Annotated in this window: 27 protein-coding genes and 1 other annotated feature; of the genes, 14 read left to right on the top strand and 13 right to left on the bottom strand. The window is 50.4% G+C overall.

Features of this window, described 5'->3' with window-relative positions:
* Nucleotides 1–352: 352 nt before the first annotated feature.
* From clpB to rluD, 3 genes are all read right to left on the bottom strand, one after another.
* On the bottom strand, nt 353–2,926 hold the full coding sequence (gene clpB / locus HV041_RS02695) for an ATP-dependent chaperone ClpB (protein WP_121584936.1): 2,574 nt from the start codon (nt 2,924–2,926) through the stop codon (nt 353–355).
* A gap of 129 nt (nt 2,927–3,055) precedes the next feature.
* Nucleotides 3,056–3,787, bottom strand: coding sequence for a purine nucleoside phosphorylase YfiH (gene yfiH, locus HV041_RS02690; protein ID WP_121584937.1), 732 nt, complete (start codon nt 3,785–3,787; stop codon nt 3,056–3,058).
* A complete protein-coding gene (gene rluD / locus HV041_RS02685; protein WP_005130415.1) occupies nt 3,784–4,764 on the bottom strand; it encodes a 23S rRNA pseudouridine(1911/1915/1917) synthase RluD in 981 nt (326 codons plus the stop codon). Before rluD ends, yfiH begins: the two co-directional genes overlap by 4 nt.
* A gap of 131 nt (nt 4,765–4,895) precedes the next feature.
* Between rluD and bamD the strand changes: the two genes are divergently transcribed.
* From bamD to pheA, 4 genes are all read left to right on the top strand, one after another.
* Nucleotides 4,896–5,633 (top strand): outer membrane protein assembly factor BamD, encoded by a 738-nt coding sequence (gene bamD / locus HV041_RS02680; protein ID WP_005130417.1) that lies wholly within the window; start codon nt 4,896–4,898, stop codon nt 5,631–5,633.
* A 269-nt stretch (nt 5,634–5,902) separates the two neighbouring features.
* On the top strand, nt 5,903–6,241 hold the full coding sequence (gene raiA, locus HV041_RS02675; protein WP_003031244.1) for a ribosome-associated translation inhibitor RaiA: 339 nt from the start codon (nt 5,903–5,905) through the stop codon (nt 6,239–6,241).
* Nucleotides 6,242–6,343: 102 nt separating this feature from the next.
* Nucleotides 6,344–6,469 (top strand) — a sequence feature (Phe leader region).
* Complete coding sequence (gene pheL, locus HV041_RS02670) at nt 6,345–6,392, top strand: pheA operon leader peptide PheL (protein ID WP_100250063.1); 48 nt, start codon at nt 6,345–6,347, stop codon at nt 6,390–6,392. (Overlaps the previous feature by 48 nt.)
* 21 nt (nt 6,470–6,490) lie before the next feature.
* Nucleotides 6,491–7,651 carry a bifunctional chorismate mutase/prephenate dehydratase gene (pheA, locus tag HV041_RS02665; RefSeq protein ID WP_061068376.1) on the top strand — a complete coding sequence of 387 codons (1,161 nt, stop codon included), beginning with the start codon at nt 6,491–6,493 and terminating at the stop codon, nt 7,649–7,651.
* A 42-nt stretch (nt 7,652–7,693) separates the two neighbouring features.
* Here pheA and tyrA read toward each other — a convergent pair whose 3' ends face one another.
* Entirely contained in the window at nt 7,694–8,815 is a 1,122-nt protein-coding gene (gene tyrA / locus HV041_RS02660) for a bifunctional chorismate mutase/prephenate dehydrogenase (RefSeq protein ID WP_048212934.1), read from the bottom strand.
* A 9-nt stretch (nt 8,816–8,824) separates the two neighbouring features.
* Nucleotides 8,825–9,895, bottom strand: coding sequence for a 3-deoxy-7-phosphoheptulonate synthase AroF (gene aroF / locus HV041_RS02655; protein ID WP_005130422.1), 1,071 nt, complete (start codon nt 9,893–9,895; stop codon nt 8,825–8,827).
* A gap of 213 nt (nt 9,896–10,108) precedes the next feature.
* Between aroF and HV041_RS02650 the strand changes: the two genes are divergently transcribed.
* From HV041_RS02650 to HV041_RS02635, 4 genes are all read left to right on the top strand, one after another.
* A complete protein-coding gene (locus tag HV041_RS02650; RefSeq protein ID WP_048212935.1) occupies nt 10,109–10,483 on the top strand; it encodes a DUF2799 domain-containing protein in 375 nt (124 codons plus the stop codon).
* Between the two features lie 158 nt (nt 10,484–10,641).
* Complete coding sequence (locus HV041_RS02645) at nt 10,642–11,160, top strand: YfiR family protein (protein WP_040234078.1); 519 nt, start codon at nt 10,642–10,644, stop codon at nt 11,158–11,160.
* Complete coding sequence (dgcN, locus tag HV041_RS02640) at nt 11,153–12,379, top strand: diguanylate cyclase DgcN (protein ID WP_048212936.1); 1,227 nt, start codon at nt 11,153–11,155, stop codon at nt 12,377–12,379. The genes HV041_RS02645 and dgcN overlap by 8 nt, the downstream gene beginning before the upstream one ends.
* A gap of 12 nt (nt 12,380–12,391) precedes the next feature.
* Nucleotides 12,392–12,874 (top strand): OmpA family protein, encoded by a 483-nt coding sequence (locus tag HV041_RS02635; RefSeq protein WP_048212937.1) that lies wholly within the window; start codon nt 12,392–12,394, stop codon nt 12,872–12,874.
* 117 nt (nt 12,875–12,991) lie between these two features.
* Here HV041_RS02635 and rplS read toward each other — a convergent pair whose 3' ends face one another.
* From rplS to ffh, 5 genes are all read right to left on the bottom strand, one after another.
* Entirely contained in the window at nt 12,992–13,339 is a 348-nt protein-coding gene (gene rplS, locus HV041_RS02630; RefSeq protein ID WP_002914145.1) for a 50S ribosomal protein L19, read from the bottom strand.
* A 39-nt stretch (nt 13,340–13,378) separates the two neighbouring features.
* The gene (trmD, locus tag HV041_RS02625) at nt 13,379–14,146 is read right to left on the bottom strand and encodes a tRNA (guanosine(37)-N1)-methyltransferase TrmD (RefSeq protein WP_061068379.1); all 768 of its coding nucleotides are present in this window, start codon (nt 14,144–14,146) and stop codon (nt 13,379–13,381) included.
* Nucleotides 14,147–14,190: 44 nt separating this feature from the next.
* Nucleotides 14,191–14,739 carry a ribosome maturation factor RimM gene (rimM, locus tag HV041_RS02620; RefSeq protein WP_003031230.1) on the bottom strand — a complete coding sequence of 183 codons (549 nt, stop codon included), beginning with the start codon at nt 14,737–14,739 and terminating at the stop codon, nt 14,191–14,193.
* An 18-nt stretch (nt 14,740–14,757) separates the two neighbouring features.
* Nucleotides 14,758–15,006: a 30S ribosomal protein S16 gene (rpsP, locus tag HV041_RS02615; protein ID WP_003031228.1), complete on the bottom strand. Its 249-nt coding sequence runs from the start codon at nt 15,004–15,006 to the stop codon at nt 14,758–14,760.
* A gap of 249 nt (nt 15,007–15,255) precedes the next feature.
* Complete coding sequence (ffh, locus tag HV041_RS02610; RefSeq protein WP_116360775.1) at nt 15,256–16,617, bottom strand: signal recognition particle protein; 1,362 nt, start codon at nt 16,615–16,617, stop codon at nt 15,256–15,258.
* A 165-nt stretch (nt 16,618–16,782) separates the two neighbouring features.
* On the opposite strand from ffh, the gene HV041_RS02605 reads away from it, so the two are divergent.
* A complete protein-coding gene (locus HV041_RS02605; RefSeq protein ID WP_048212939.1) occupies nt 16,783–17,574 on the top strand; it encodes an inner membrane protein YpjD in 792 nt (263 codons plus the stop codon).
* 18 nt (nt 17,575–17,592) lie between these two features.
* Nucleotides 17,593–18,882, top strand: a complete 1,290-nt coding sequence (locus HV041_RS02600) for an HlyC/CorC family transporter (RefSeq protein WP_101742785.1) — start codon at nt 17,593–17,595, stop codon at nt 18,880–18,882.
* Nucleotides 18,883–18,931: 49 nt separating this feature from the next.
* Here HV041_RS02600 and grpE read toward each other — a convergent pair whose 3' ends face one another.
* Complete coding sequence (grpE, locus tag HV041_RS02595; protein ID WP_048212941.1) at nt 18,932–19,525, bottom strand: nucleotide exchange factor GrpE; 594 nt, start codon at nt 19,523–19,525, stop codon at nt 18,932–18,934.
* A 122-nt stretch (nt 19,526–19,647) separates the two neighbouring features.
* On the opposite strand from grpE, the gene nadK reads away from it, so the two are divergent.
* The 3 genes from nadK to bamE all read left to right on the top strand — a co-directional run bounded on the left by nadK (nt 19,648) and on the right by bamE (nt 22,767).
* Entirely contained in the window at nt 19,648–20,526 is an 879-nt protein-coding gene (gene nadK, locus HV041_RS02590) for an NAD(+) kinase (protein WP_005130436.1), read from the top strand.
* An 85-nt stretch (nt 20,527–20,611) separates the two neighbouring features.
* Nucleotides 20,612–22,273: a DNA repair protein RecN gene (gene recN, locus HV041_RS02585; RefSeq protein WP_121584939.1), complete on the top strand. Its 1,662-nt coding sequence runs from the start codon at nt 20,612–20,614 to the stop codon at nt 22,271–22,273.
* 149 nt (nt 22,274–22,422) lie between these two features.
* Nucleotides 22,423–22,767 carry an outer membrane protein assembly factor BamE gene (gene bamE, locus HV041_RS02580; RefSeq protein ID WP_003826401.1) on the top strand — a complete coding sequence of 115 codons (345 nt, stop codon included), beginning with the start codon at nt 22,423–22,425 and terminating at the stop codon, nt 22,765–22,767.
* 49 nt (nt 22,768–22,816) lie between these two features.
* Here the strand turns inward: bamE and HV041_RS02575 are convergent, their stop codons facing one another.
* Complete coding sequence (locus HV041_RS02575; protein ID WP_003839823.1) at nt 22,817–23,113, bottom strand: RnfH family protein; 297 nt, start codon at nt 23,111–23,113, stop codon at nt 22,817–22,819.
* On the bottom strand, nt 23,097–23,540 hold the full coding sequence (gene ratA / locus HV041_RS02570) for a type II toxin-antitoxin system toxin RatA (RefSeq protein WP_003031213.1): 444 nt from the start codon (nt 23,538–23,540) through the stop codon (nt 23,097–23,099). Before ratA ends, HV041_RS02575 begins: the two co-directional genes overlap by 17 nt.
* A 154-nt stretch (nt 23,541–23,694) precedes the next feature.
* Here ratA and smpB point away from each other — a divergent pair, with 154 nt between their 5' ends.
* Entirely contained in the window at nt 23,695–24,177 is a 483-nt protein-coding gene (smpB, locus tag HV041_RS02565) for an SsrA-binding protein SmpB (protein ID WP_003031211.1), read from the top strand.
* Nucleotides 24,178–24,527 lie beyond the last annotated feature (350 nt).

Raw genomic sequence — 24,527 nt, 5'->3', positions numbered from 1 at the left:
GAATCCGTATCTTCGAGTGCCCACACAGATTGTCTGATAAATTGTTAAAGAGCAGTGCCGCTTCGCTTTTTCTCAGCGGCGCGGGGTGTGCATATTACGCCATCCCGCTACGAAGTCAAGCATTTAATTTCGCTTTCTTCGCCGGAGTTCTCAGTGGAACCCCGCTGACCCGGCGGCTTGCGTGCCGTTGTTCCGTGTCAGTGGAGGCGCATTATAGGGAGTTATTTCAGGCTGACAAGTTAAAAATACAAAAAACTTATCAAGCGATTACTTTTTAATCAACAGCTCTATTCTTGCCTGGTTATTAAACAAAAACGAGCCCCGCAGGGCCCGTTTATTGAGGTTTTGTGACTTACTGCACTGCCACAATGCGATCGTCATTCACTTCCAGACGAATCGTTTTGCCTGGAATCAGCTCACCAGACAGGATTTGCTGCGCCAGCGGGTTTTCGATCTGCTGCTGGATAGCACGTTTCAATGGACGTGCACCATATACCGGATCGTAACCATTCGCGCTCAGCAGTTTAAGCGCCTCGTCAGAGATGTGAATTTCATAGCCACGCTCTTCCAGACGTTTATACAGACGCTGCAGTTGGATCTGAGCAATAGAAGCAATGTGTTTCTCACCCAATGGATGGAATACAACAACCTCATCTATACGGTTGATGAATTCCGGGCGGAAGTTCTGGCTCACGACGCCCAGCACCATATCCTTCATGTGACCATAATCCAGCTCACCGAAGCGTTCCTGAATCAGATCAGAGCCAAGGTTCGAGGTCATGATGACAACCGTATTACGGAAATCGACCGTTCTCCCCTGCCCGTCAGTCAAACGACCATCGTCAAGCACCTGCAACAGAATGTTAAATACATCCGGATGCGCTTTTTCCACTTCATCCAGCAGAATGACAGAGTAAGGACGACGGCGTACCGCTTCCGTCAGATACCCACCTTCTTCATAACCGACATATCCCGGAGGCGCCCCGACCAGACGAGAGACAGAATGTTTCTCCATAAACTCGGACATATCGATACGCACCATCGCGTCGTCGCTGTCGAACATAAAATTAGCCAGCGCCTTACACAGTTCGGTTTTACCGACACCGGTTGGGCCAAGGAACAGGAATGAACCAATCGGACGATTCGGATCGGACAAACCCGCACGGCTACGGCGGATGGCATTAGATACCGCTTCTACCGCTTCGTTCTGGCCAATCACGCGGCTGTGCAGATCCTGTTCCATCCGCAATAATTTTTCCCGCTCGCCTTCCAACATACGAGCCACCGGGATCCCGGTCCAGCGCGCCAACACTTCTGCAATTTCTGCATCCGTCACTTTATTACGCAGCAGACGCATGGTTTTGCCTTCAGACTGGGTGGCTGCTTCCAGCTGTTTTTCCAGTTCCGGAATTTTGCCGTACTGCAGCTCGGACATGCGCGCCAGGTCGCCGACACGACGCGCCTGTTCGATAGCGATTTTTGCCTGTTCCAGCTCTGCCTTGATGGTTTGCGTGCCGGAGAGGGACGCTTTTTCAGCTTTCCACTCTTCTTCTAACTCAGAGTACTGGCGCTCTTTGTCGTCCAGCTCTTCATTAAGCATATCAAGACGTTTTTTGCTCGCCTCATCAGACTCTTTCATTAACGCCTGCTGTTCCAGTTTGAGCTGGATAATACGACGGTCGAGTCTGTCGAGTTCCTCCGGTTTGGAGTCAATCTGCATACGAATGCTGGATGCCGCTTCGTCAATGAGGTCTATAGCTTTATCCGGCAACTGACGATCGGCAATATAGCGGTGAGACAGCGTAGCTGCCGCAACAATTGCCGGGTCAGTAATCTGTACATGGTGGTGCAGCTCGTAACGTTCTTTCAGTCCACGCAAAATGGCGATGGTGTCTTCTACTGATGGCTCAGCCACAAACACTTTCTGGAAACGACGTTCCAGCGCCGCATCTTTTTCGATATACTGGCGGTATTCATCAAGCGTGGTGGCCCCTACGCAGTGCAGCTCCCCGCGCGCCAGCGCTGGTTTCAACATGTTGCCGGCGTCCATCGCGCCATCGGCTTTACCTGCACCGACCATTGTATGCAACTCATCGATGAACAGAATGACGTTGCCTTCCTGTTTCGAGAGATCGTTGAGCACACCTTTTAAACGTTCTTCAAATTCACCGCGATACTTCGCCCCGGCCACCAGCGCGCCCATATCCAGCGCCAGCACGCGACGACCTTTTAACCCTTCAGGTACTTCACCGTTAATGATTCGCTGTGCCAGCCCTTCGACGATAGCGGTTTTACCAACACCTGGCTCACCGATCAAAACCGGGTTATTTTTAGTACGACGTTGCAGCACCTGAATAGTGCGGCGAATTTCTTCATCACGACCAATAACCGGATCGAGTTTGCCTTGTTCGGCGCGTTCGGTCAGGTCGACGGTATATTTTTTCAAGGCCTGACGTTGGTCTTCAGCCCCCTGGTCATTCACGCTTTCACCTCCACGCATTTGTTCAATTGCCTGAGTGATATTGGCGGTTGTCGCTCCAGCTGATTTTAATAAATCGGTCAGCGTACCGCGTGACTCAAGCGCCGCCAGAACGAACAGTTCTGACGAAATAAAGTTGTCCCCACGTTTTTGCGCCAGCTTGTCGCAAAGATTCAGTACACGCACCAGTTCCTGAGAAGGCTGCACATCACCGCCGGTACCTTCGACCTGCGGCAAACGGCTCAACGCCTGGTCAATCGCTGTACGTAACTGGCCAGCATTAATGCCAGCGGACGTTAATAAAGGACGTACCGATCCCCCTTCCTGATTCAGCAAGGCGCTCATTAGATGAAGTGGTTCGATGAATTGATTGTCGTGCCCCAATGCGAGTGACTGGGCATCGGCAAGAGCAAGCTGGAATTTATTGGTAAGACGATCCAGACGCATAACTCCTCCCATAACAGGCCAAAATTGCTACTGGAGATTAAATGAGGTCATCCCTCAATTATTCAAGGTGAATGACCTGAATTATGTGAAAAGAAAATTACACGTACCGGATCGTCTTGATTCTTTAGGTTATATCAGCCAAATAAAACTTGCCATACGACCCGTGGTATTGTCGCGACGATAAGAGAAGAACGTCTCACTTTCGCTGAAGGTGCAATGGTCACCACCGTAGACGTTCTCAACCCCCACATTTGCCAGACGTTGACGTGCAAGCTGATAGATATCCGCCAGATATTTTTCACCACGCGGTACAAATGCGATGTCCGCTTGCAGATCTTTCGCCATGAACGCTTCGCGGACTTCTGCTCCCACTTCAAACGCGTCCGGGCCAATCGCCGGTCCTAACCAGGCAATAATGTTTTCCGGTTTATCGCCAAAGCACGCCACCGTTTCTTCCAGCACACCTTCACATAACCCGCGCCAGCCCGCATGGGCCGCCGCCACCTCTGTTCCAGCACGATTACAAAACAGCACCGGCAGACAGTCCGCCGTCATCACCGCACATACGGTGCCCGGCGTATTACTGTAGGACGCATCTGCACGTTTAGATAAGTATGGCCCGCCGCTCAATTTCAGGACGTCTTTACCATGTACCTGTTCAAGCCAGACGGGTTTCGAAGGCAGATTGCCCGCAGCAAACAGCCGCTTGCGGTTCTCTTCCACATGCTCCGGGTTATCACCACAATGGGCACCCAGGTTAAGCGAATCATAGGGCGACAGACTGACGCCGCCAATGCGGGTAGAACTACAGGCCGCGACACCCTGAGGTATCGGCCACTGCGGGACAATTAGCTTACTCATAGCCAGGCAACATCATCCTTATGCTCTTCGAAATCAGCGCGCATCACTTCGATAAGCTCCACCATATCTTGCGGAATCGGCGCATGCCATTCCATCTCAATACCGGAAATCGGGTGATACAAACGCAACATGGTCGCGTGCAGCGCCTGACGGTCAAACTTACGCAGCACGGAGATAAACTCGTCAGAAGCGCCTTTCGGTGGACGCGGACGACCACCGTAGACCTGGTCGCCCACCAGCGGATGGGTGATATGCGCCATGTGCACGCGGATCTGGTGCGTACGTCCGGTTTCCAGACGCAACCGCAGACGCGTGTGCACACGGAAATGCTCCATAATGCGATAGTGCGTTACCGCAGGTTTCCCCATTGGATGCACTGACATATGCGTACGTTTGGTTGGATGACGGCTGATCGGTTCTTCGACTGTACCGCCCGCTGTCATATGGCCAATCGCCACGGCTTCATACTCACGAGTGATTTCGCGCAGCTGCAATGACTCGACAAGGCGCGTTTGCGCCGGGACAGTTTTTGCCACAACCATAAGTCCGGTTGTGTCTTTATCCAGACGGTGTACGATACCGGCACGAGGAACATCCGCGATTGGCGGGTAGTAATGCAACAACGCATTCAATACCGTACCATCAGGATTACCTGCGCCCGGATGTACCACCAGGTCACGAGGTTTGTTGATGACAAGAATGTCGTCATCTTCATAAACGATATCCAGCGGGATATCCTGAGCTTCAAAACGAACCTCTTCATCAATTTCAGCATTGATGGAGACACGCTCTCCACCTAACACTTTTTCTTTCGGCTTATCGCAAAGATTGCCATTTACCAGTACGCGCTGGTCGAGGATCCATTCTTTTATGCGCGATCGCGAATAATCAGGGAACAATTCGGCCAAAGCCTGATCTAAGCGTTGACCAAGCTGATTTTCGGAGACTGTTGCGGTGAGTTCTACTCGTTGTGCCATAAACTGCTTCTTCGTTTAACGTTGGGTTTTACGGCTTTGCCGTTTAATATAGTGTGCTATTGTAGCTGGTCTTAACCGGGAGCAGGAACAGAGAATCTCCCGTATTACATTTTGAGGAAAGTCAAAACGTCATGACGCGCATGAAATATCTGGTGGCAGCAGCCACGTTGAGCCTGTTTTTGGCGGGTTGCTCTGGTTCAAAGGAAGAGGTGCCCGATAATCCGCCAAATGAAATCTACGCGACTGCTCAGCAAAAGCTGCAGGACGGTAACTGGAAACAGGCAATAACGCAATTGGAAGCGTTGGATAACCGCTATCCATTTGGACCGTATTCTCAGCAGGTGCAATTAGATCTCATCTACGCCTACTACAAAAACGCCGATCTGCCACTTGCTCAGGCTGCCATCGATCGTTTTATTCGTCTGAACCCGACTCACCCGAACATTGATTATGTCATGTACATGCGTGGCCTGACCAATATGGCGTTGGATGATAGCGCGCTGCAAGGATTCTTTGGCGTCGATCGTAGCGATCGCGATCCACAGCACGCCCGAGCTGCGTTTAATGACTTTTCCAAACTGGTACGTGGTTATCCGAACAGCCAGTACACAACCGATGCCACGAAGCGTCTGGTGTTCCTGAAAGATCGTCTGGCGAAGTATGAATACTCTGTTGCTGAGTACTATACCGCCCGTGGCGCATGGGTTGCAGTCGTGAACCGTGTGGAAGGTATGCTGCGTGACTATCCGGATACCCAGGCAACGCGTGATGCCCTGCCGTTGATGGAAAACGCTTATCGCCAAATGCAGATGAATGCCCAGGCAGAAAAAGTAGCGAAAATCATTGCAGCTAACAGCAGCAACACCTGATTGACCTCAGAATGCAAAACGGCAGCCCAAGGGCTGCCGTTTTTTTATCCGTTAACACCACAACTGAAGCGGTTTAGCTGCGACGCATCCTATCAAATATGGCCTGCTTTCAGGTATTCCTCAAGTAAAAAATCGCCTGTTCCTGCGGTGCCTCACAAAAAGGTTTTCTTGACAAAAAGCGACAAAAATATGTGATTTAGATCACATATTTTGACATTAGGAACGGTATGCTGGAATCACCAAGACGGGAAAGACAAGAGGTAAAATTTATGACAATGAACATTACCAGTAAACAAATGGAAATTACTCCGGCAATTCGCCAGCATGTCGCAGACCGTCTCGCCAAACTTGAAAAATGGCAAACTCATCTGATTAATCCACATATCATTCTGTCTAAGGAGCCACAGGGTTTCATTGCTGATGCCACCATCAATACACCGAACGGACATCTGGTCGCCAGCGCAAAACACGAGGATATGTACACCGCCATTAACGATTTGATCAACAAGCTGGAACGGCAGCTCAATAAAGTGCAGCACAAAGGCGAAGCCCGTCGTGCAACAACTTCAGTAAAAGACGCCAACTTCGTCGAAGCAGAAGAAGAGTAGTCCCTTACATTGAGTGTATCGCCAACGCGCCTTCGGGCGCGTTTTTTGTTGACATGGTGAAAACAGTACGGGTACTTTACTGATGTAGCCAAAGGAAAATTACATGAAACTTGTCCCGTTCTTCTTCGCATTCTTTTTTACCTTCCCCTGAATGGGAGGCGTTTCGTCGTGTGATAAAGAATGCGAAGACGAACAATAAGGCCTCCCACAACGGGAGGCCTTTTTTTTGATAACAAGAAAGGCAACACTATGACATCGGAAAACCCATTGCTGGCGCTGCGCGATAAGATCAGCACGCTGGATGAAAAATTACTGGCCCTGCTGGCTGAGCGACGTGGACTAGCCGTAGAAGTTGGCAAAGCTAAACTGCTTTCACATCGTCCGGTTCGTGATATCGACCGTGAGCGCGACCTGTTAGACCGCCTGATTCAGCTTGGCAAAGCACATCATCTTGATGCTCATTACATTACTCGCCTGTTCCAGCTGATTATCGAAGACTCCGTCCTGACCCAGCAGGCGCTCCTTCAGCAGCATCTGAATAAGAGCAACCCGCATTCCGCTCGTGTTGCCTTCCTGGGACCAAAAGGGTCTTACTCACACCTCGCCGCCCGTCAGTATGCCGCACGTCATTTTGAGCAGTTTATTGAAAGCGGCTGCGCGAAATTTGCCGATATCTTTAATCAGGTTGAGACCGGACAGGCAGACTACGCGGTAGTGCCTATTGAAAACACCAGTTCCGGTGCGATTAATGACGTTTACGATCTGCTGCAGCACACCAGCCTGTCTATCGTTGGCGAGATGACGATTACTATCGATCATTGCGTACTGGTGTCGGGAACAACCGATCTGGAGAGCATCGACACGGTATACAGCCACCCACAACCGTTCCAGCAGTGCAGCAAGTTCCTGAACCGCTACCCGCACTGGAAGATTGAATACACTGAAAGCACTTCAGCTGCGATGGAAAAGGTCGCCCAGGCTAATTCGCCACGCGTGGCAGCCCTGGGAAGCGAAGCCGGTGGTGTACTGCATGGTCTGCAGGTACTTGAGCATATTGAAGCTAATCAGACACAAAACATTACCCGCTTCGTGGTACTGGCACGTAAAGCAATCAATGTTTCTGACCAGGTTCCAGCGAAAACAACGTTGCTGATGGCGACAGGGCAACAGGCAGGTGCGCTGGTAGAAGCATTGCTGGTGCTGCGTAACCATAATCTGATTATGACTAAACTGGAGTCACGCCCGATTCACGGCAATCCGTGGGAAGAGATGTTTTATCTCGATATTCAGGCCAATCTGGAATCACCCCAGATGCAAAAAGCATTGAAGGAGTTGGGTGAGATTACGCGTTCGATGAAAGTATTGGGATGTTATCCGAGTGAAAACGTGGTGCCGGTCGACCCGAGCTAACATGACAATGCCGGATGGCGCTACGCTTATCCGGCATCTTAATTAAGGACGGCTGTCATTCGCCTGGCGTAACAAAGTACGGCTTTCACTCTGGAAGCGCTGCGCATAGTCGCCAAACCAGTGTTCCACCTTACGGAAACTGTCGATAAAAGCCTGCTTATCGCCCTGCTCCAGTAAACCGATCGCCTCACCAAAACGTTGGTAGTAGCGCTTGATCAGCGCAAGGTTGCTCTCAGACGACATAATAATATCGGCATAGAGCTGAGGATCCTGGGCAAACAGACGGCCAACCATTGCCAGTTCAAGACGGTAAATAGGTGAAGAAAGAGCCAGTAACTGCTCCAGTTGAACATTCTCTTCCGCTAAATGCAGACCGTAAGCAAAGGTCGCAAAGTGACGCAATGCCTGAATAAACGCCATGTTCTGATCGTGTTCAACGGCGCTGATCCGATGTAGTCGTGCACCCCATACCTGAATCTGTTCCAGAAACCACTGATAGGCTTCCGGCTGACGTCCATCACACCAGACGACGACCTGCTTTGCCAGGCTGCCGCTGTCCGGGCCAAACATCGGATGCAATCCCACCACCGGACCGTCATGTGCAGCCAGCATCGCCTGCAGAGGACCATTTTTCACTGAGGCCAGATCAACCAGAATACAGTCAGGCGGCAGGCGCGGTAATTTGGCGATTACCAGTTCGGTGACGTGGATCGGCACACTGACGATCACCATGCCTGCATCGGCGACGATCTCCGTGGCGCGATCCCAGTCCTGCTGTTCCAGGATCCGCACCTGATAACCAGACAGCGTCAGCATCTTCTCGAACAGCCGCCCCATCTGTCCGCCACCACCGACGATCACCACCGGACGCAAAGAAGGACAAAGCGTCTTAAAGCCTTTGTCATTCTCACTGGAATAAGACTCGCGCATAACCCGACGCAATACATCTTCGATCAGATCTGGCGGCACCCCCAGCGCTTCAGCTTCTGCACGGCGGGAAGCCAACATCGAGGCTTCCCGCTCGGGTACGTAGATCGGCAGCCCAAAGCGGCTTTTGACTTCACCGACTTCGGCAACCAGCTCCAGACGCCGTGCCAGTAAATCCAGCAACGCCTTATCAACTTCATCAATTTGATCGCGTAGTGCGGTCAATTCAGCAACCATACCAACCTCTTATGCTACACGCGCCGTCAGTTGGCCGTTTAAATCCTGGCTAATTTCACGCAGTAGCGCATCCGTCATTTCCCAGCTAATGCAGGCATCAGTTACGGAGACGCCGTATTTCATTTCGCTACGCGGCTGTTCGGAGGACTGGTTGCCTTCGTGAATATTACTTTCAATCATCAAGCCGATGATTGAGCGATTGCCATCTTTGATTTGGGCGATCACAGATTCAGCCACGGCTGGCTGGCGACGGTAATCTTTATTTGAATTACCATGACTGCAATCTACCATCAGAGAAGGTCGTAGTCCTGCCTGCTCCATCTCTTTTTCACACTGGGCGACATCCGCTGGGCTGTAGTTCGGCGCTTTACCGCCACGCAGGATCACGTGACCATCTGGATTACCCTGAGTTTGCAGTAGTGCAACCTGCCCCGCCTGGTTAATACCAACAAAGCGGTGTGATTGTGCTGCGGCGCGCATGGCGTTAATTGCCGTCGCCAGGCTCCCATCTGTACCATTCTTAAAACCAACCGGCATGGAAAGACCAGAAGCCATTTCACGATGCGTCTGTGATTCAGTGGTACGCGCACCGATAGCAGACCAGCTAAACAGATCGCCCAGGTATTGCGGGCTGTTTGGATCTAACGCTTCTGTTGCCAGCGGTAGCCCCATATTCACCAGTTCAAGCAGCAGTTGACGCGCAATTTTCAAGCCTGCTTCAACATCAAAAGAGCCATCCATATGAGGATCATTAATTAACCCTTTCCAACCGACGGTGGTACGGGGCTTTTCAAAGTAGACGCGCATCACCAGGTAGAGGCTATCGCTGACCTCTGCGGCAAGGGCTTTAAATCGACGAGCGTACTCAATAGCCGCTTCAGGATCGTGAATCGAGCATGGACCACACACCACCAGCAGTCGCGGGTCGCGCCCAGAGATAATGTCTGAAATGGTTTTACGCGACTGAGCGATTTGCGCCTCCTGTGCAAGGCTCAGCGGAAATTCCGCTTTAAGCTGCTCTGGGGTCATCAGAACCTGTTCGTCGGTAATGTGTACGTTGTTCAGCGCGTCTTTTTGCATGATGGTGATCCTGTTTAGCTCGTTTGCGATAGTTTTCCTCAGCGAGGAGATAATCACGATAACACAACAGGTAAAGATTTCAATCCACATTCCGTAAATTTTTATTTACGGAAGACCTTTTTACAGCAAAAACACTGCAAAAGTCCGTACAATTAAATTTACACCCTTCTATATATGAATCCGCTATGCTTTAAAAAACGGGGAGAACAGGCAATGAAGCAACTCATCTGTACCTTATTTGTATTATTTCTCAGCGGATGTCAGATAGATCCCTATACTTTTTCCCCTACCTGGACAGGTACCGACTGGTTTGATGCCGGAATACAGGATGCCATTTCAGGCCATGTCGTTAAAGATAACGAGACACTTGCCGACAACTACAATGACCCGGAGGTCGATCGTGCCCAATATCTTAAGGGGTACGCCGAAGGACAAAGGAAAACCTGTCAGCAGGACTTTGTTTACGCGAGAGGATTGACCGGCAAAACCTTCCCCGCCAGTTGCGACACGGTAGACAATGTCAGCCGATTACATGAAGCATGGCAAAAAGGAGCAAACGAAGGAGCAGCCTCAACAAGGTTAAATTAAACAAGAGCTTAAATTTTATAAATTAATGAGATTTAGCTTAAATACTCAATGCACTCATTCCAGGAATAATGACGCCCTGGGAAAATAATGTTATTTTGTTGCAAACAATCTTGAATGTATATCGACGCAATACGGCAAACGCTGGTAGGTACCTATTCATGAGCTTTTCTTACCGACTCATACTTCTACTGGCACTGCTTCTGACCGGATTACCTCTGTACGCTCACAGCGTCACGGAAGAGGCAAAATCTGTGCGCTCTATGGTTTCCGGTATCGTCAGTTATACACGCTGGCCAGCACTTTCAGGGCCACCAAAACTGTGTATATTCTCTTCTTCGCGCTTTTCCAGCGTGCTGGAAGATACCCGAGCAGGAGCACTACCCTATCTTCCTGTCATCATTCATACGGAACAAGAAGTCTTAGTTGCGCAGTGTGATGGTTTTTATTTTGGAAAAGAAAGTCCTACATATCAGGCGGAACTAAAGAATAAATATCCTACTAAAGCATTGTTATTAATTGCCGAACAGAATCCCGAATGCGTTATTGGCAGCGCTTTTTGCCTCATAATTAAAGATGAAGACGTGAGATTTTCCGTAAATATGGATTCCCTGTCACGCAGCGGTGTAAGGGTAAGTCCAGACGTATTGATGCTTGCGCGGAATAAAAAGCATGAATAAGGGTCCTTCTCCCATAAAACGCCCAACGTTTAAGCGGACGCTGCGGCGTATCAGCATCGTCAGCGTACTGGTAACCATGACGCTGATTTGGCTGCTGCTTAGCATTTCGTCTGTGCTGGCTCTGAAGCAATACGCACAAAAGAATCTGGATCTCACGGCAGCAACCATGACCCGCACGCTCGAAGCAGCATTAGTCTTTTCGGATAGCGTCGCAGCGTCGGAAACGCTGGCGGCACTGGGACAGCAAGGGCAATTTTCAGTTGCAGAAGTCCGCAATCAAAAGCAGAAAGTGATCGCCACCTGGCGCTATGACGCGCAGGATACTACTGACAAAATCAGCAGTATCATCAGCCACTGGTTGTTCCCACAACCGGTAACTCAACCCATTTTGCACAATGGCGACGTTATTGGTGAAGTGCGCCTGATTGCTCGCGACAGCGTTATTAGTCATTTCATTTATTTGTCGCTGGCGGTTCTTACCGGATGCATTTTACTGGCATCGGGTATTGCATTAATGCTTACTCGTTATTTACACAATGGTGTCGTGGACGCCCTGCAAAATATTACTGAGGTGGTACATGATGTTCGTACCAATCGTAATTTCTCACGGCGCGTATCTGAAGAACGGATTGAAGAATTTCATCTGTTTGCGCAGGACTTTAATAGCCTGCTGGATGAAATGGAAGAATGGCAACTACGTCTCCAGGCAAAGAATGCCCAACTGTTGCGTACCGCGCTACATGACCCTTTGACTGGTCTTGCGAACCGTGCCGCATTTCGCAGCAGTATTAACGCACTGATGAACGACGACGCGGCCCACAGCAGCTCTGCGTTGTTATTCCTTGATGGCGATAATTTTAAATTTATTAATGATACCTGGGGACACGCTGCGGGCGATCGGGTCCTGATTGAAGTCGCAAAAAGGCTGGCCGAATTTGGTGGTAATCGGCATCACCCATACCGACTTGGCGGCGATGAATTTGCCATGGTGCTTTACAGCGTCCATTCTGAATACGAAGTTCAACGTATCTGCGCGGCGTTGTCGCAAGAGTTTAATCGACCTTTTGACCTGCATAACGGTCATCTGGCAAGCATGACACTCAGTATTGGTTTTGCGCTGACGTGGGAACATGCCTCTGCCGAGAAATTACAAGAACTTGCCGATCATAATATGTATCAGGCTAAAAATTTGCGCGCTGAGCGCATTATTAAAAAATAAGGAATTACACACATGCTAAGACGTTTATTATCCCCGTTTATTCTCATCATGCTGATTCTGGCAGGCTGTCAGGCACCTCAGGGGAAATTTACCCCAGAGCAAATTGCAGCTATGAAATCGTACGGATTTACTGAAGCTTCAGGAGACTGGTCTCTGGGTTTGTCTGACACCATCCTGTTTGACAAAAACGACTATAAACTCCGCCCTGAAAGTGAAAAACAAATCCAGGAAATGGCATCCAAACTGGCTGCTACCGGGTTAAACCATGCTCGTCTGGATGGTCACACCGATAACTATGGCGAGGACAGCTACAACGAAGCTCTGTCGCTCAAACGAGCCAATGTGGTTGCAGACGCCTGGGCTCGGGGTGCCAATATTCCACGAACTAACCTGACAACCCAAGGGCTCGGGAAGAAATACCCGCTTGCCAGCAACCAGACGTCAAAAGGCCGTGCCGAAAACCGCCGCGTTGCAGTCGTGATCTCGACACCGTAATCAATATCCAACTGGCTGCGCGTCGCGCAGTCATCTAACAAAAAATAAAGGTCGGAGTAAAAAAAGGGCCAGCCTTTCGGCCAGCCCTTTTCTAACAGGATGTCGCTTGCGCGAATCTTAGTTAAGACGCTCTTTGATACGAGCAGACTTACCAGTGCGCTCACGCAGGTAGTACAGTTTAGCTTTACGAACAGCACCACGACGTTTAACAGCAATGCTGTCAACTACCGGAGAGTGAGTCTGGAAGACACGCTCAACGCCTTCGCCGTTGGAAATTTTACGAACAGTGAATGCAGAGTGCAGACCGCGGTTACGAATAGCGATAACCACGCCCTCGAATGCCTGCAGACGTTTTTTGGAACCTTCAACAACCCATACTTTCACTTCCACGGTATCACCCGGACGGAAGGAAGGTACGTCCTGCTTCATCTGTTCTTGTTCAAGTTGCTTAATAATGTTGCTCATAATTTAATCTCTTATCCTGGGTAAACTGATATTGGGGGCTTACGCCTGCCCATCATGTTTATGTTGCTGTTGTGCGTGTTCCTTTTTGAACTCCGCCAGCAACCTTGCTTGCTCTTCAGTCAGAGCCAGGTTTTCCAGAAGTTCAGGTCTTCTAAGCCAGGTCCGGCCCAGCGACTGCTTCAAACGCCAGCGACGTATCTCAGCGTGGTTCCCCGACAGTAATACCGCCGGTACTTCCATCTGCTCTAACACTTCAGGTCGGGTATAGTGTGGACAGTCCAGCAACCCGTCAGCAAACGAATCTTCGATTGCCGAAGCCTCATGACCCAGAACCCCCGGAATAAACCGGGAAACGGAGTCGATCAGCGTCATTGCCGGTAACTCACCACCGCTGAGAACGTAATCGCCGATTGACCATTCTTCGTCAATTTCGGTTTGAATCACGCGCTCATCTATTCCTTCATAGCGACCGCACACCAGAATCAACTTTTGATTCGTTGCCAGTTCGCAAACGCCCGCTTGATCAAGCTTGCGTCCCTGAGGTGACAGATAAATCACCTTTGCGCCTTCACCAGCCGCAGCTTTTGCTGCATGAATGGCGTCCCGTAAAGGTTGCACCATCATTAACATCCCCGGTCCGCCGCCGTACGGACGATCGTCCACGGTACGGTGCCGGTCATGAGTAAAGTCACGAGGACTCCAGCTTTGGATGTTCAGCAGGCCATTTTTTACTGCCCGGCCAGTTACCCCGTAATCGGTAATTGCGCGGAACATTTCTGGAAACAGGCTAACGATACCTATAAACACAAGCCAATCCCCATAACGCCGACTTTTACCGTTTATCCGGTGGTTTAAAAACCAGGATCCCAATCTACTTCGATAGTACGAGTAGCGAGATCGACTTTCTTGATAACCTGCCCATCGAGGAACGGCACAAGACGTTCCTTGATACCAAACGCATCTTTCAGGTTTGCCTTGATGACGATGACGTCATTCGAACCGGTTTCCATCATATCGACGACTTTACCGAGATCGTAGCCTTCAGTGGTCACTACCTGGCAGCCCATAAGGTCTTTCCAGTAGTAGGAACCATCTTCCAGCGCTGGCAACTGCGAGGAATCCACGACAATTTCGCAATTAGTCAGTAGATTCGCCGAATCACGATCGTCAACGCCTTTCAGCTTGATGATCAGATCCTGATTGTGGTGCTTCCAGCTTTCCAGCTGTACTTGCTGCCACTGACCCGCCTTCTGGATAAACCAGGGCTGATAGTCAAAAATGCTTTCGGCGTCTTCAGTGGAAGAAAACACTCTGAGCCAACCACGGATACCGTAAGAAGACCCCATTTTCCCCAAAACGATGGGTTCTACAGGAGCCTGTGCGGCGAGTTGCTTGCTCATCATGACCACCGTGACAGATTAAGCTGCTTTGTTTGCTGCTTTGATCAGCGTAGCTACGCGATCAGAAATAGTCGCGCCCTGGCCAACCCAGTGAGCGATGCGATCCAGATCCAGGCGAGTGCCTTCTTCTTTTTCGCTAGCGATTGGGTTAAAGAAGCCAACGCGCTCGATGAAGCGACCGTTGCGTGCATTACGGCTGTCGGTAACAACAACCTGGTAGAACGGACGCTTTTTAGCGCCGTGACGAGCTAAACGAATAGTAACCATAACATCCTCTTGTGTGAATAAAACACCCAGGCCCCATCGAGGAACGGAGCCCGGGTGTCATATTAAAAGCCCGAAAATTTTACTGATTTCTGGGGAAAATGCAATCAGCAGTTGATAACTCTGCTATAAAAGGCCGTCGGCGGTGCCGTCAGTTCGGTGCCGGCGTGCGCGCAGCCACCGGAGCGTACACGCAGTACGTGAGGATGGCGAGCACACCCCGGTGCCGAAATGGCAAACAAGCCAGGCCGATTAGCGACCGGGGAATCCTGGGGGCATCATCCCTTTCATATTCCGCATCATCTTCGCCATTCCGCCCTTCTTCATTTTCTTCATCATGCGCTGCATGTCGTCGAACTGTTTCAGAAGACGGTTAACGTCCTGTACCTGCATCCCGCAGCCCAGTGCGATACGGCGTTTGCGGGAGCCTTTGATGATTTCCGGCTTAGCGCGTTCTTTCATCGTCATCGAGTTGATGATGGCTTCCATACGCACCAGCACTTTATCGTCCATCTGCGATTTCACGTTGTCAGGGATCTGCCCCATGCCCGGCAGCTTGCCCATCAGGCTGGCCATGCCGCCCATGTTTTTCATCTGCTTAAGCTGTTCAAGGAAATCGTTCAGATCGAAGCCGTCGCCTTTTTTCAGCTTGCTTGCTAATTTCTCTGCCTGTGCACGGTCAACTTTGCTTTCGATATCTTCGATCAGCGACAGCACGTCGCCCATGCCGAGAATACGTGAGGCAATTCTGTCCGGATGGAACGGCTCCAGCGCTTCCGTTTTCTCACCAACGCCGAGGAATTTAATCGGCTTACCAGTGATATGACGAATAGACAATGCCGCACCGCCACGGGCGTCACCATCGACTTTAGTCAGTACCACACCGGTCAGCGGCAGTGCTTCGTTAAACGCTTTCGCAGTATTCGCAGCATCCTGACCGGTCATGGCATCGACAACAAACAGCGTTTCTACCGGTTTGATAGAAGCGTGGACCTGTTTGATTTCGTCCATCATCGCTTCATCAACATGCAGACGACCGGCGGTATCCACCAGTAGCACGTCGTAGAATTTGAGCTTAGCTTCTTTCAGCGCGGCATTAACAATATCAATCGGCTTCTGGCCGACATCCGACGGGAAGAAGTCCACGCCGACCTGTTCGGCCAACGTTTCCAACTGTTTGATCGCCGCCGGGCGATAGACGTCGGCAGAGACCACCAGCACTTTCTTCTTGTGCTTCTCGCGCAGGAATTTACCCAGCTTACCGACGCTGGTGGTTTTACCCGCACCCTGCAGGCCCGCCATCAGCACCACGGCCGGTGGCTGTGCCGCCAGGTTTAGCGTCTGGTTCTCTTCGCCCATCGCCGAAACCAGTTCGCTACGAACGATTTTGACGAACTCCTGACCCGGGGTCAGGCTCTTGTTAACTTCGTGACCAACCGCTTTCTCTTTTACGCGATTGATAAACTCACGCACTACCGGCAGCGCAACGTCAGCCTCCAGTAGCGCCATGCGCACTTCGCGCAGCGTCTCTTTAACGTTGTCTTCAGTAAGGCGTCCACGGCCACTGATATTGCGCAGCGTGCGCGACAAACGATCGGTTAAATTATCAAACATTGTCTCTCGCCTGAGGTGGAAACGGTCGGTCGCAACAGCGACACATCAACAGAAATTTGTCGCAGTATAACATGAAGCCGCCTTTGTTGTTATGCAACGGTTGGAGCAGCGGTCACGTAACGCTATACTGCTTTTCTTCATCCCTGGCCAACTGTCGACACCCATATGCCCGTTTTTGCTCTGTTAGCCCTTGTCGCCTATTCCGTCAGCCTTGCGCTGATCGTTCCCGCCCTGCTGCAAAAAAACAGCGGCTGGCGGCGTATGGCTATTCTTTCTGCGGTTATCGCGCTGGTCTGTCACGCGTTTGCCCTGGAAGCACGTATTCTGCCAGGTGGTGAAAGCGGACAAAACCTGAGCCTGCTGAACGTCGGTTCTCTGGTTAGCCTGATGATCTGTACCGTCATGACCATTGTGGCCTCGCGCAACCGCGGCTGGCTATTGCTACCGATCGTCTATGCGTTTGCATTAATCAATCTGGCATGCGCTACGTTTATGCCCAACGAATACATCACCCATCTCGAAGCTACGCCGGGCATGATGATTCACATCGGGTTATCGCTGTTCGCTTACGCCACGCTGATTATCGCCGCGCTCTATGCGCTGCAACTGGCATGGATTGACTACCAGTTGAAAAACAAAAAACTGGCCTTCAGCAATGAAATGCCACCGCTGATGAGCATTGAGCGGAAGATGTTTCATATCACCCAGATAGGCGTGGTTCTGCTGACGCTGACGCTGTGTACTGGCCTGTTTTATATGCACAACCTGTTCAGCACAGAAAATATTGATAAAGCCGTTCTGTCTATCGTGGCATGGTTTGTCTATATCGTTCTGCTGTGGGGACATTACCATGAAGGCTGGCGCGGACGTCGTGTCGTCTGGTTTAACGTCGCAGGCGCAGGTATTCTGACGCTGGCCTATTTCGGCAGCCGCATCCTGCAGCAGTTCGTGAGTTAAATCTTTAAGGAACCCTACGTGGAACACATCTCCACCACCACGCTTATTGTCACGCTTCTCATTATGGTGGTCATTTCCGCCTATTTTTCCGGTTCCGAAACCGGAATGATGACCCTGAACCGCTACCGTCTGCGACACCGGGCAAAACAGGGAAATCGTCAGGCAAAACGCGTTGAGAAATTACTTCGTAAGCCCGACCGTCTGATAAGCCTGGTCCTCATTGGCAACAACCTGGTGAATATTCTGGCCTCCGCGCTCGGTACCATTGTCGGTATGCGTCTGTATGGCGATGCGGGCGTGGCAATCGCCACCGGGGTCCTGACCTTTGTGGTACTGGTATTTGCTGAAGTATTGCCCAAAACAATTGCCGCGCTGTATCCAGAAAAAGTGGCCTATCCCAGCAGCGTGTTGTTAGCGCCACTGCAAGTACTGATGATGCCGCTTGTCTGGTTACTGAATACCATCACGCGTCTGCTGATGCGTATGATGGGCATCAAAACGGATATCGTGGTGAGTGGTTCGCTGAGTAAAGATGAACTGCGCACGCTGGTGAATGAATCGCGCTCGCAAATCTCTCGTCGTAACCAGGATATGCTGCTGTCCGTGCTGGACCTGGAAAAAGTCAGCGTCGATGACATTATGATCCCGCGTAACGAAATCATCGGTATCGATATTAACGATGACTGGAAGTCTATCGTCCGCCAACTTTCTCACTCCCCGCACGGACGTATTGTGCTGTACCGCGACTCGCTGGACGATGCCATTAGCATGTTGCGCGTGCGTGAAGCGTGGCGACTCATGGCCGAGAAAAAGGAGTTCACCAAAGAGACCATGCTACGCGCCGCCGACGAGATCTACTTTGTCCCGGAAGGCACCCCGCTCAGCACTCAGTTGATCAAATTTCAGCGTAATAAGAAGAAGGTCGGCCTGGTGGTCAACGAATATGGCGATATTCAGGGGTTGGTCACCGTTGAAGATATTCTGGAGGAGATTGTCGGTGACTTCACCACGTCAATGTCACCAACGCTTGCCGAAGAAGTCACGCCGCAGAATGACGGTTCAGTAATTATTGATGGCAGCGCCAACGTTCGTGAAATCAATAAGGCATTTAACTGGCATTTGCCGGAAGATGATGCGCGAACGGTAAACGGTATTATTCTTGAAGCACTGGAAGAGATCCCCGTTGCCGGCACCCGAGTGCGTATTGGGCAGTACGATATCGATATTCTCGACGTGCAGGACAATATGATTAAGCAGGTGCAGGTATTGCCGGTCAAACCGCTACGAGAAAGCGTATCTGACCAGTGAGGATAATCCAGACCGGGTAACGCATCAGCACTACCCGGTCTGAGGCTGATTAGCTTTTTGCTTTCGCCACAGACACCATTGCCGCGCGAATGGTACGTCCGTTAAGGGTATAGCCTTTCTGCATGACCATCAGCACGTTACCGGCAGCAACTTCATCAGACTCAACCATTGCAATAGCCTGGTGTACGTTCGGGTCCATCGGCACATCGATATCCGCAACCACCTGCACGCCAAACTTCGCCACAACATCCAGCATCGACTTGCGGGTCAGTTCAATACCTTCAACCATCGCCGCCATCGCGTCATTATCTTTGTTCGCCACTTCCAGCGCGCGGTCCAGGCTATCCAGCACCGGCAGCAGTTCGTTGACGAATTTTTCCAGCGCAAATTTATGCGCTTTTTCTACGTCAAGTTCGGTACGACGACGCAGGTTTTCCATTTCCGCTTTGATACGCAACACGCTGTCACGCTCGCGCGTTTCAGCTTCTGCAAGCTGAGCCTCCAGATTCGCAATCTTTTCATCGCGCGGATCCACCTGCTCAGCAGAAGCGTCTGATTCTACCGCCTCAACTTCTTCGTGCTGATCCATGATAATTTCTTCCGGGGCTTGCCCCTCAGGCGTTTTCTGTTCTTTACTACTCATGAATTTCTCCGCGTTTTTTTCGCATTCATCTCGCTAACCTGGATTATTATGGGGATAAGATTCAGGGTTTCAAGGGAAGTACTCACATTGTCACTAATCTTCGTTACAAGGACCTCGAGAAAATGAACAAACATTTCAAGTGTATTGGCATTGTGGGGCATCCACGTCACCCCACTGCACTGACCACACATGAAATGCTCTACCGCTGGCTGTGCGTCAAAGGTTATGAGGTTATCGTTGAGCAACAAATCGCCCACGAGCTGCAGTTGAAAAATGTGAAAACCGGTACGCTCGCAGAAATTGGTCAGCAAGCAGACCTCGCCGTAGTCGTCGGTGGCGACGGCAATATGCTGGGGGCTGCACGCACCCTGGCACGCTATGACATCAAAGTTATCGGGATTAACCGCGGCAATCTCGGTTTCCTGACCGATTTAGACCCGGACAATGCCCAACAGCAATTAGCTGACGTACTGGAAGGCCACTACATCAGCGAAAAGCGCTTTTTACTCGAAGCCCAGGTGTGCCAGCAGGATTGCCAGAAGCGCATTAGCACTGCGATCAATGAAGTTGTGTTGCACCCCGGAAAAGTGGCGCACATGATTGAATTTGAAGTCTATATCGATGAAATCTTTGCCTTCTCCCAGCGTTCAGACGGGCTAATTATCTCCACCCCGACCGGCTCTACCGCCTATTCGCTCTCTGCCGGAGGCCCAATTCTGACGCCTTCTCTGGATGCTATTACACTGGTGCCGATGTTCCCGCATACGCTTTCCGCGCGACCGCTGGTGATCAACAGTAGCAGTACCATTCGCCTGCGCTTCTCTCATCGCCGCAACGATCTTGAGATCAGCTGTGACAGCCAGATCGCCCTGCCTATCCAGGAAGGTGAAGACGTATTGATTCGCCGCTGTGATTATCATCTGAACCTGATACACCCAAAAGATTACAGTTATTTCAATACATTAAGCACTAAATTAGGCTGGTCAAAAAAATTATTCTAATTTAACGTCAACCTCTTTACTGTATAAAAAACCAGTTTATACTGTATGTAATCACAGTTATGGTTTTTCATACAGGAAAACAACTATGTTGGCACAACTGACCATCAGCAATTTTGCTATCGTTCGTGAACTGGAGATCGATTTCCAAAGCGGAATGACCGTCATCACCGGCGAGACCGGTGCGGGTAAATCCATTGCCATTGATGCTCTCGGGTTGTGTCTGGGCGGGCGGGCAGAGGCCGACATGGTGCGTACAGATGCCACACGCGCCGATCTGTGCGCGCGCTTCTCTTTAAAAGATACCCCTGCGGCGCTACGCTGGCTGGAAGAGAACCAGCTTGAAGAAGGTCGTGAGTGTTTGTTACGCCGCGTAATCAGCAGCGACGGACGCTCCCGCGGATTTATCAATGGCACTGCCGTTCCCCTGTCACAGCTCCGTGAACTGGGCCAGTTGCTTATTCAAATCCATGGCCAGCACGCGCATCAACTCCTGACAAAATCGGAACACCAAAAGTTCCTGCTTGATGGTTACGCTAATGAAGCATCCCTGATTCAGGAAATGTCCGCGCGCTACCAGCTTTGGCACCAAAGCTGCCGCGACCTGGCACATCATCAGCAACAAAGCCAGGAACGCGCTGCCCGGGCGGAACTGTTGCAATATCAGTTAAAAGAGCTGAACGAATTCAACCCCCAGGCAGGCGAGTTTGAGCAAATTGATGAAGAGTACAAGCGTCTGGCTAACAGCGGGCAGTTGCTCACCACCAGCCAGCAAGCGCTGGCTATCATGGCAGACGGCGAAGACGTTAATCTGCAAAGCCAGCTGTACACGGCAAAACAGTTGGTTAGTGAACTGGCGGGAATGGACGGTAAGCTCTCCGGTATTCTGGACATGCTGGAAGAGGCGACCATCCAGCTCAGCGAAGCCAGCGATGAGCTGCGCCACTATTGCGATCGTCTGGATTTAGACCCTAACCGTTTGTTCGAACTTGAGCAGCGTATTTCCAGACAAATTTCATTGGCGCGAAAGCATCATGTTGCCCCTGAAGCGCTGCCACAGTTCTATCAGTCATTGCTGGATGAACAACAGCAGCTTGACGATCAGGCTGACTCGCTCGAAACCTTAACCCTGGCGGTAAACACGCACCACCAGCAGGCGCTGGAAACGGCAAAAATGCTGCACCAACAGCGCCAGCATTATGCTCAGGAATTGGGGAAACTCATCACAGAAAGCATGCATGCTCTCTCGATGCCGCACGGTGTCTTTTGCATTGATGTGAAATTTGAGGAACACCATCTGAGCGCAGACGGTGCCGATCGTGTGGAATTCAAAGTTACCACTAACCCGGGTCAGCCGTTACAGCCGATTGCGAAAGTCGCTTCCGGTGGTGAGTTGTCGCGCATTGCGCTGGCTATTCAGGTGATTACCGCGCGTAAAATGGAAACTCCTGCGCTGATTTTCGATGAAGTCGACGTTGGTATCAGTGGTCCGACGGCAGCGGTTGTGGGTAAGCTACTGCGTCAATTGGGTGAATCAACCCAGGTGATGTGTGTGACTCACCTGCCGCAGGTTGCTGGCTGCGGTCATCAACATTTCTATGTCAGCAAAGAAACTGACGGCGCAATGACCGAAACACACATGCAGCCGCTGGATAAACGCGCTCGCCTGCAGGAATTAGCTCGCCTGCTTGGCGGTAGCGAAGTGACACGTAATACCCTCGCAAATGCAAAAGAACTGCTGGCGGCATAAACTTTTTTACCTTGTGACGGTCTGAGTTCAACATAAAATCGCCGACCGACCCGACAGCAAAAGGTTTTAAAGTGGTGAAAGGTCTATTATCATCGGCATATTACATATGAGCCGCGTACTGCTCGGGCCCGAAAAGGAATCAAATCACTATGCGCTGTAAAACGCTGACTGCTGCTGCAGCAGTACTACTGATGTTGACTGCAGGCTGTTCCACTCTGGAGCGAGTGGTTTACCGCCCTGACATCAACCAGGGAAATTATCTGACACCTACCGATGTCGCCAAAGTGCGTACAGGTATGACGCAGCAACAAGTTGCTTATGCACTGGGTACACCAATGATGTCCGATCCTTTTGGTACTAACACCTGGTTTTATGTGTTCCGTCAGCAGCCAGGGCATGAAGGCGTTACTCAGCAAACGCTGACGCTGACCTTTAACAGCAGCGGCGTATTAACCAACATTGATAACAAACCTGCTCTGACCGACAACAAGTAGGTTTGAGAGATCAAAAAAGGTGCTCAATGAGCACCTTTTTTATTGTCTGTTATTTTTTAGCGGATTTCTCTGCCCGCTGCCTGCGCAGTTCTTTCGGATCAGCAATCAATGGCCGATAAATTTCCACCCGATCGCCGTCATGCAAAACATCAGCAAGCTTTACCGGACGGCTGTAGATGCCCACCTTATTTTTGCTGAGATCGATATCAGTACGTAGCTCCAGCAATCCCGAAGCGCGAATCGCCTCTTCGACGGTTGCGCCCTGCTGCAACGTCACGCGCTGTAGATACTGTTTCTCGGGCAGCGCGTACGCTACTTCAACGACAATTTTAGCCGACGCTGACACTGTAAACCTCTTTCGCGCGAACCGTGAAGGCCTGCACCATATTAGAAGCCAGCTCTTTAAAGATGCGGCCAAACGCCAGTTCGATTAACTTATTGGTGAACTCAAAATCGAGATGAAACTCAATACGACACGCTTCATGACTTAGTGGCGTAAACTTCCAGCCGCCAATCAGTTTTTTGAACGGTCCATCGACCAGATGCATCAGGATGCTCTGGTTACTGGTCAGTTGATTACGCGTGGTGAACGTTTTGCTGATCCCTGCTTTCGAGACATCCACAGCGGCCGTCATTTGCCCCGGAGTCGACTCCAGGACGCGGCTTCCGGTGCAACCCGGTAAAAACTGAGGATAGGATTTAACATCATTCACTAACTGATACATCTGTTCCGCACTGTAAGGTACTAAAGCGGTCCGGCTAATCTGAGGCATAACAATTTCCATCAATATCAATCGTGCAAATAATACCATTTATCATCCGCTAAAAAAAACGCTATAGCCCAACTCGTGCTAAGATAGCGCCTTGCGCCCCGCTGGATGAAATGGGGTGTTTTTCAATTCCAGATTACCTATACTGAGCGGCATTATGACGAAGAAAAAAGCACACAAACCTGGCTCAGCCACAATCGCGCTCAACAAGCGCGCACGACACGAATACTTTATTGAAGAAGAGTTCGAAGCTGGACTCGCACTGCAAGGCTGGGAAGTCAAATCCCTGCGCGCAGGAAAGGCCAATATTGGCGATAGCTATGTCATTCTCAAAGACGGCGAAGCGTTCCTGTTTGGCGCCAACTTCACGCCGATGGCCGTTGCCTCAACGCACGTCGTGTGTGACCCTACTCGCACCCGTAAGCTTCTGTTAAACCAACGCGAACTTGACTCCTTATATGGACGCATGAATCGTGACGGTTACACCGTCGTGGCACTTTCGCTGTACTGGAAGAATGCCTGGTGCAAAGTCAAAATTGGCGTCGCAAAAGGGAAGAAACAGCACGACAAGCGTTCCGATGTAAAAGAACGTGAGTGGCAGTTGGACAAAGCTCGTATTATGAAAAATGCAGGTCGATAAATCCCCTCTCAGCGGCCAGTCTCTCATCATGAGGCTGGCTCTTATTGTTTAGTTATTGAAACCCACCCATTATATTCACCAAAATTATAGTTTTTACACCGCTGAATCGTTCAAACCTAAAATAGTCTTTTCATTATTTCATCGGGTCCATAGCTTAATAAAATAAAACTTCAAGAGCGTATCGTTTATATTTTACGCCTCACCAATAACACTATTATTACTGGTGTTTATTAGATTTGTAAAAAACCACAAAGAAGAAAAACAACTTTATATACAGCGAGTTAGATTTCAACAACAACCAAAACACGTACTGGAAAGTATCCTTTTCAATTACCTCAATGTATTTTTAA

Origin of the sequence: Citrobacter sp. RHBSTW-00029 (assembly GCF_014104295.1) — a bacterium.
In the GTDB taxonomy this organism is placed as follows: Bacteria; Pseudomonadota; Gammaproteobacteria; order Enterobacterales; family Enterobacteriaceae; genus Citrobacter; species Citrobacter youngae.
The sequence above is the reverse complement of the archived record's forward strand: the minus strand, read 5'-3'. Positions and strand labels throughout refer to the sequence as shown.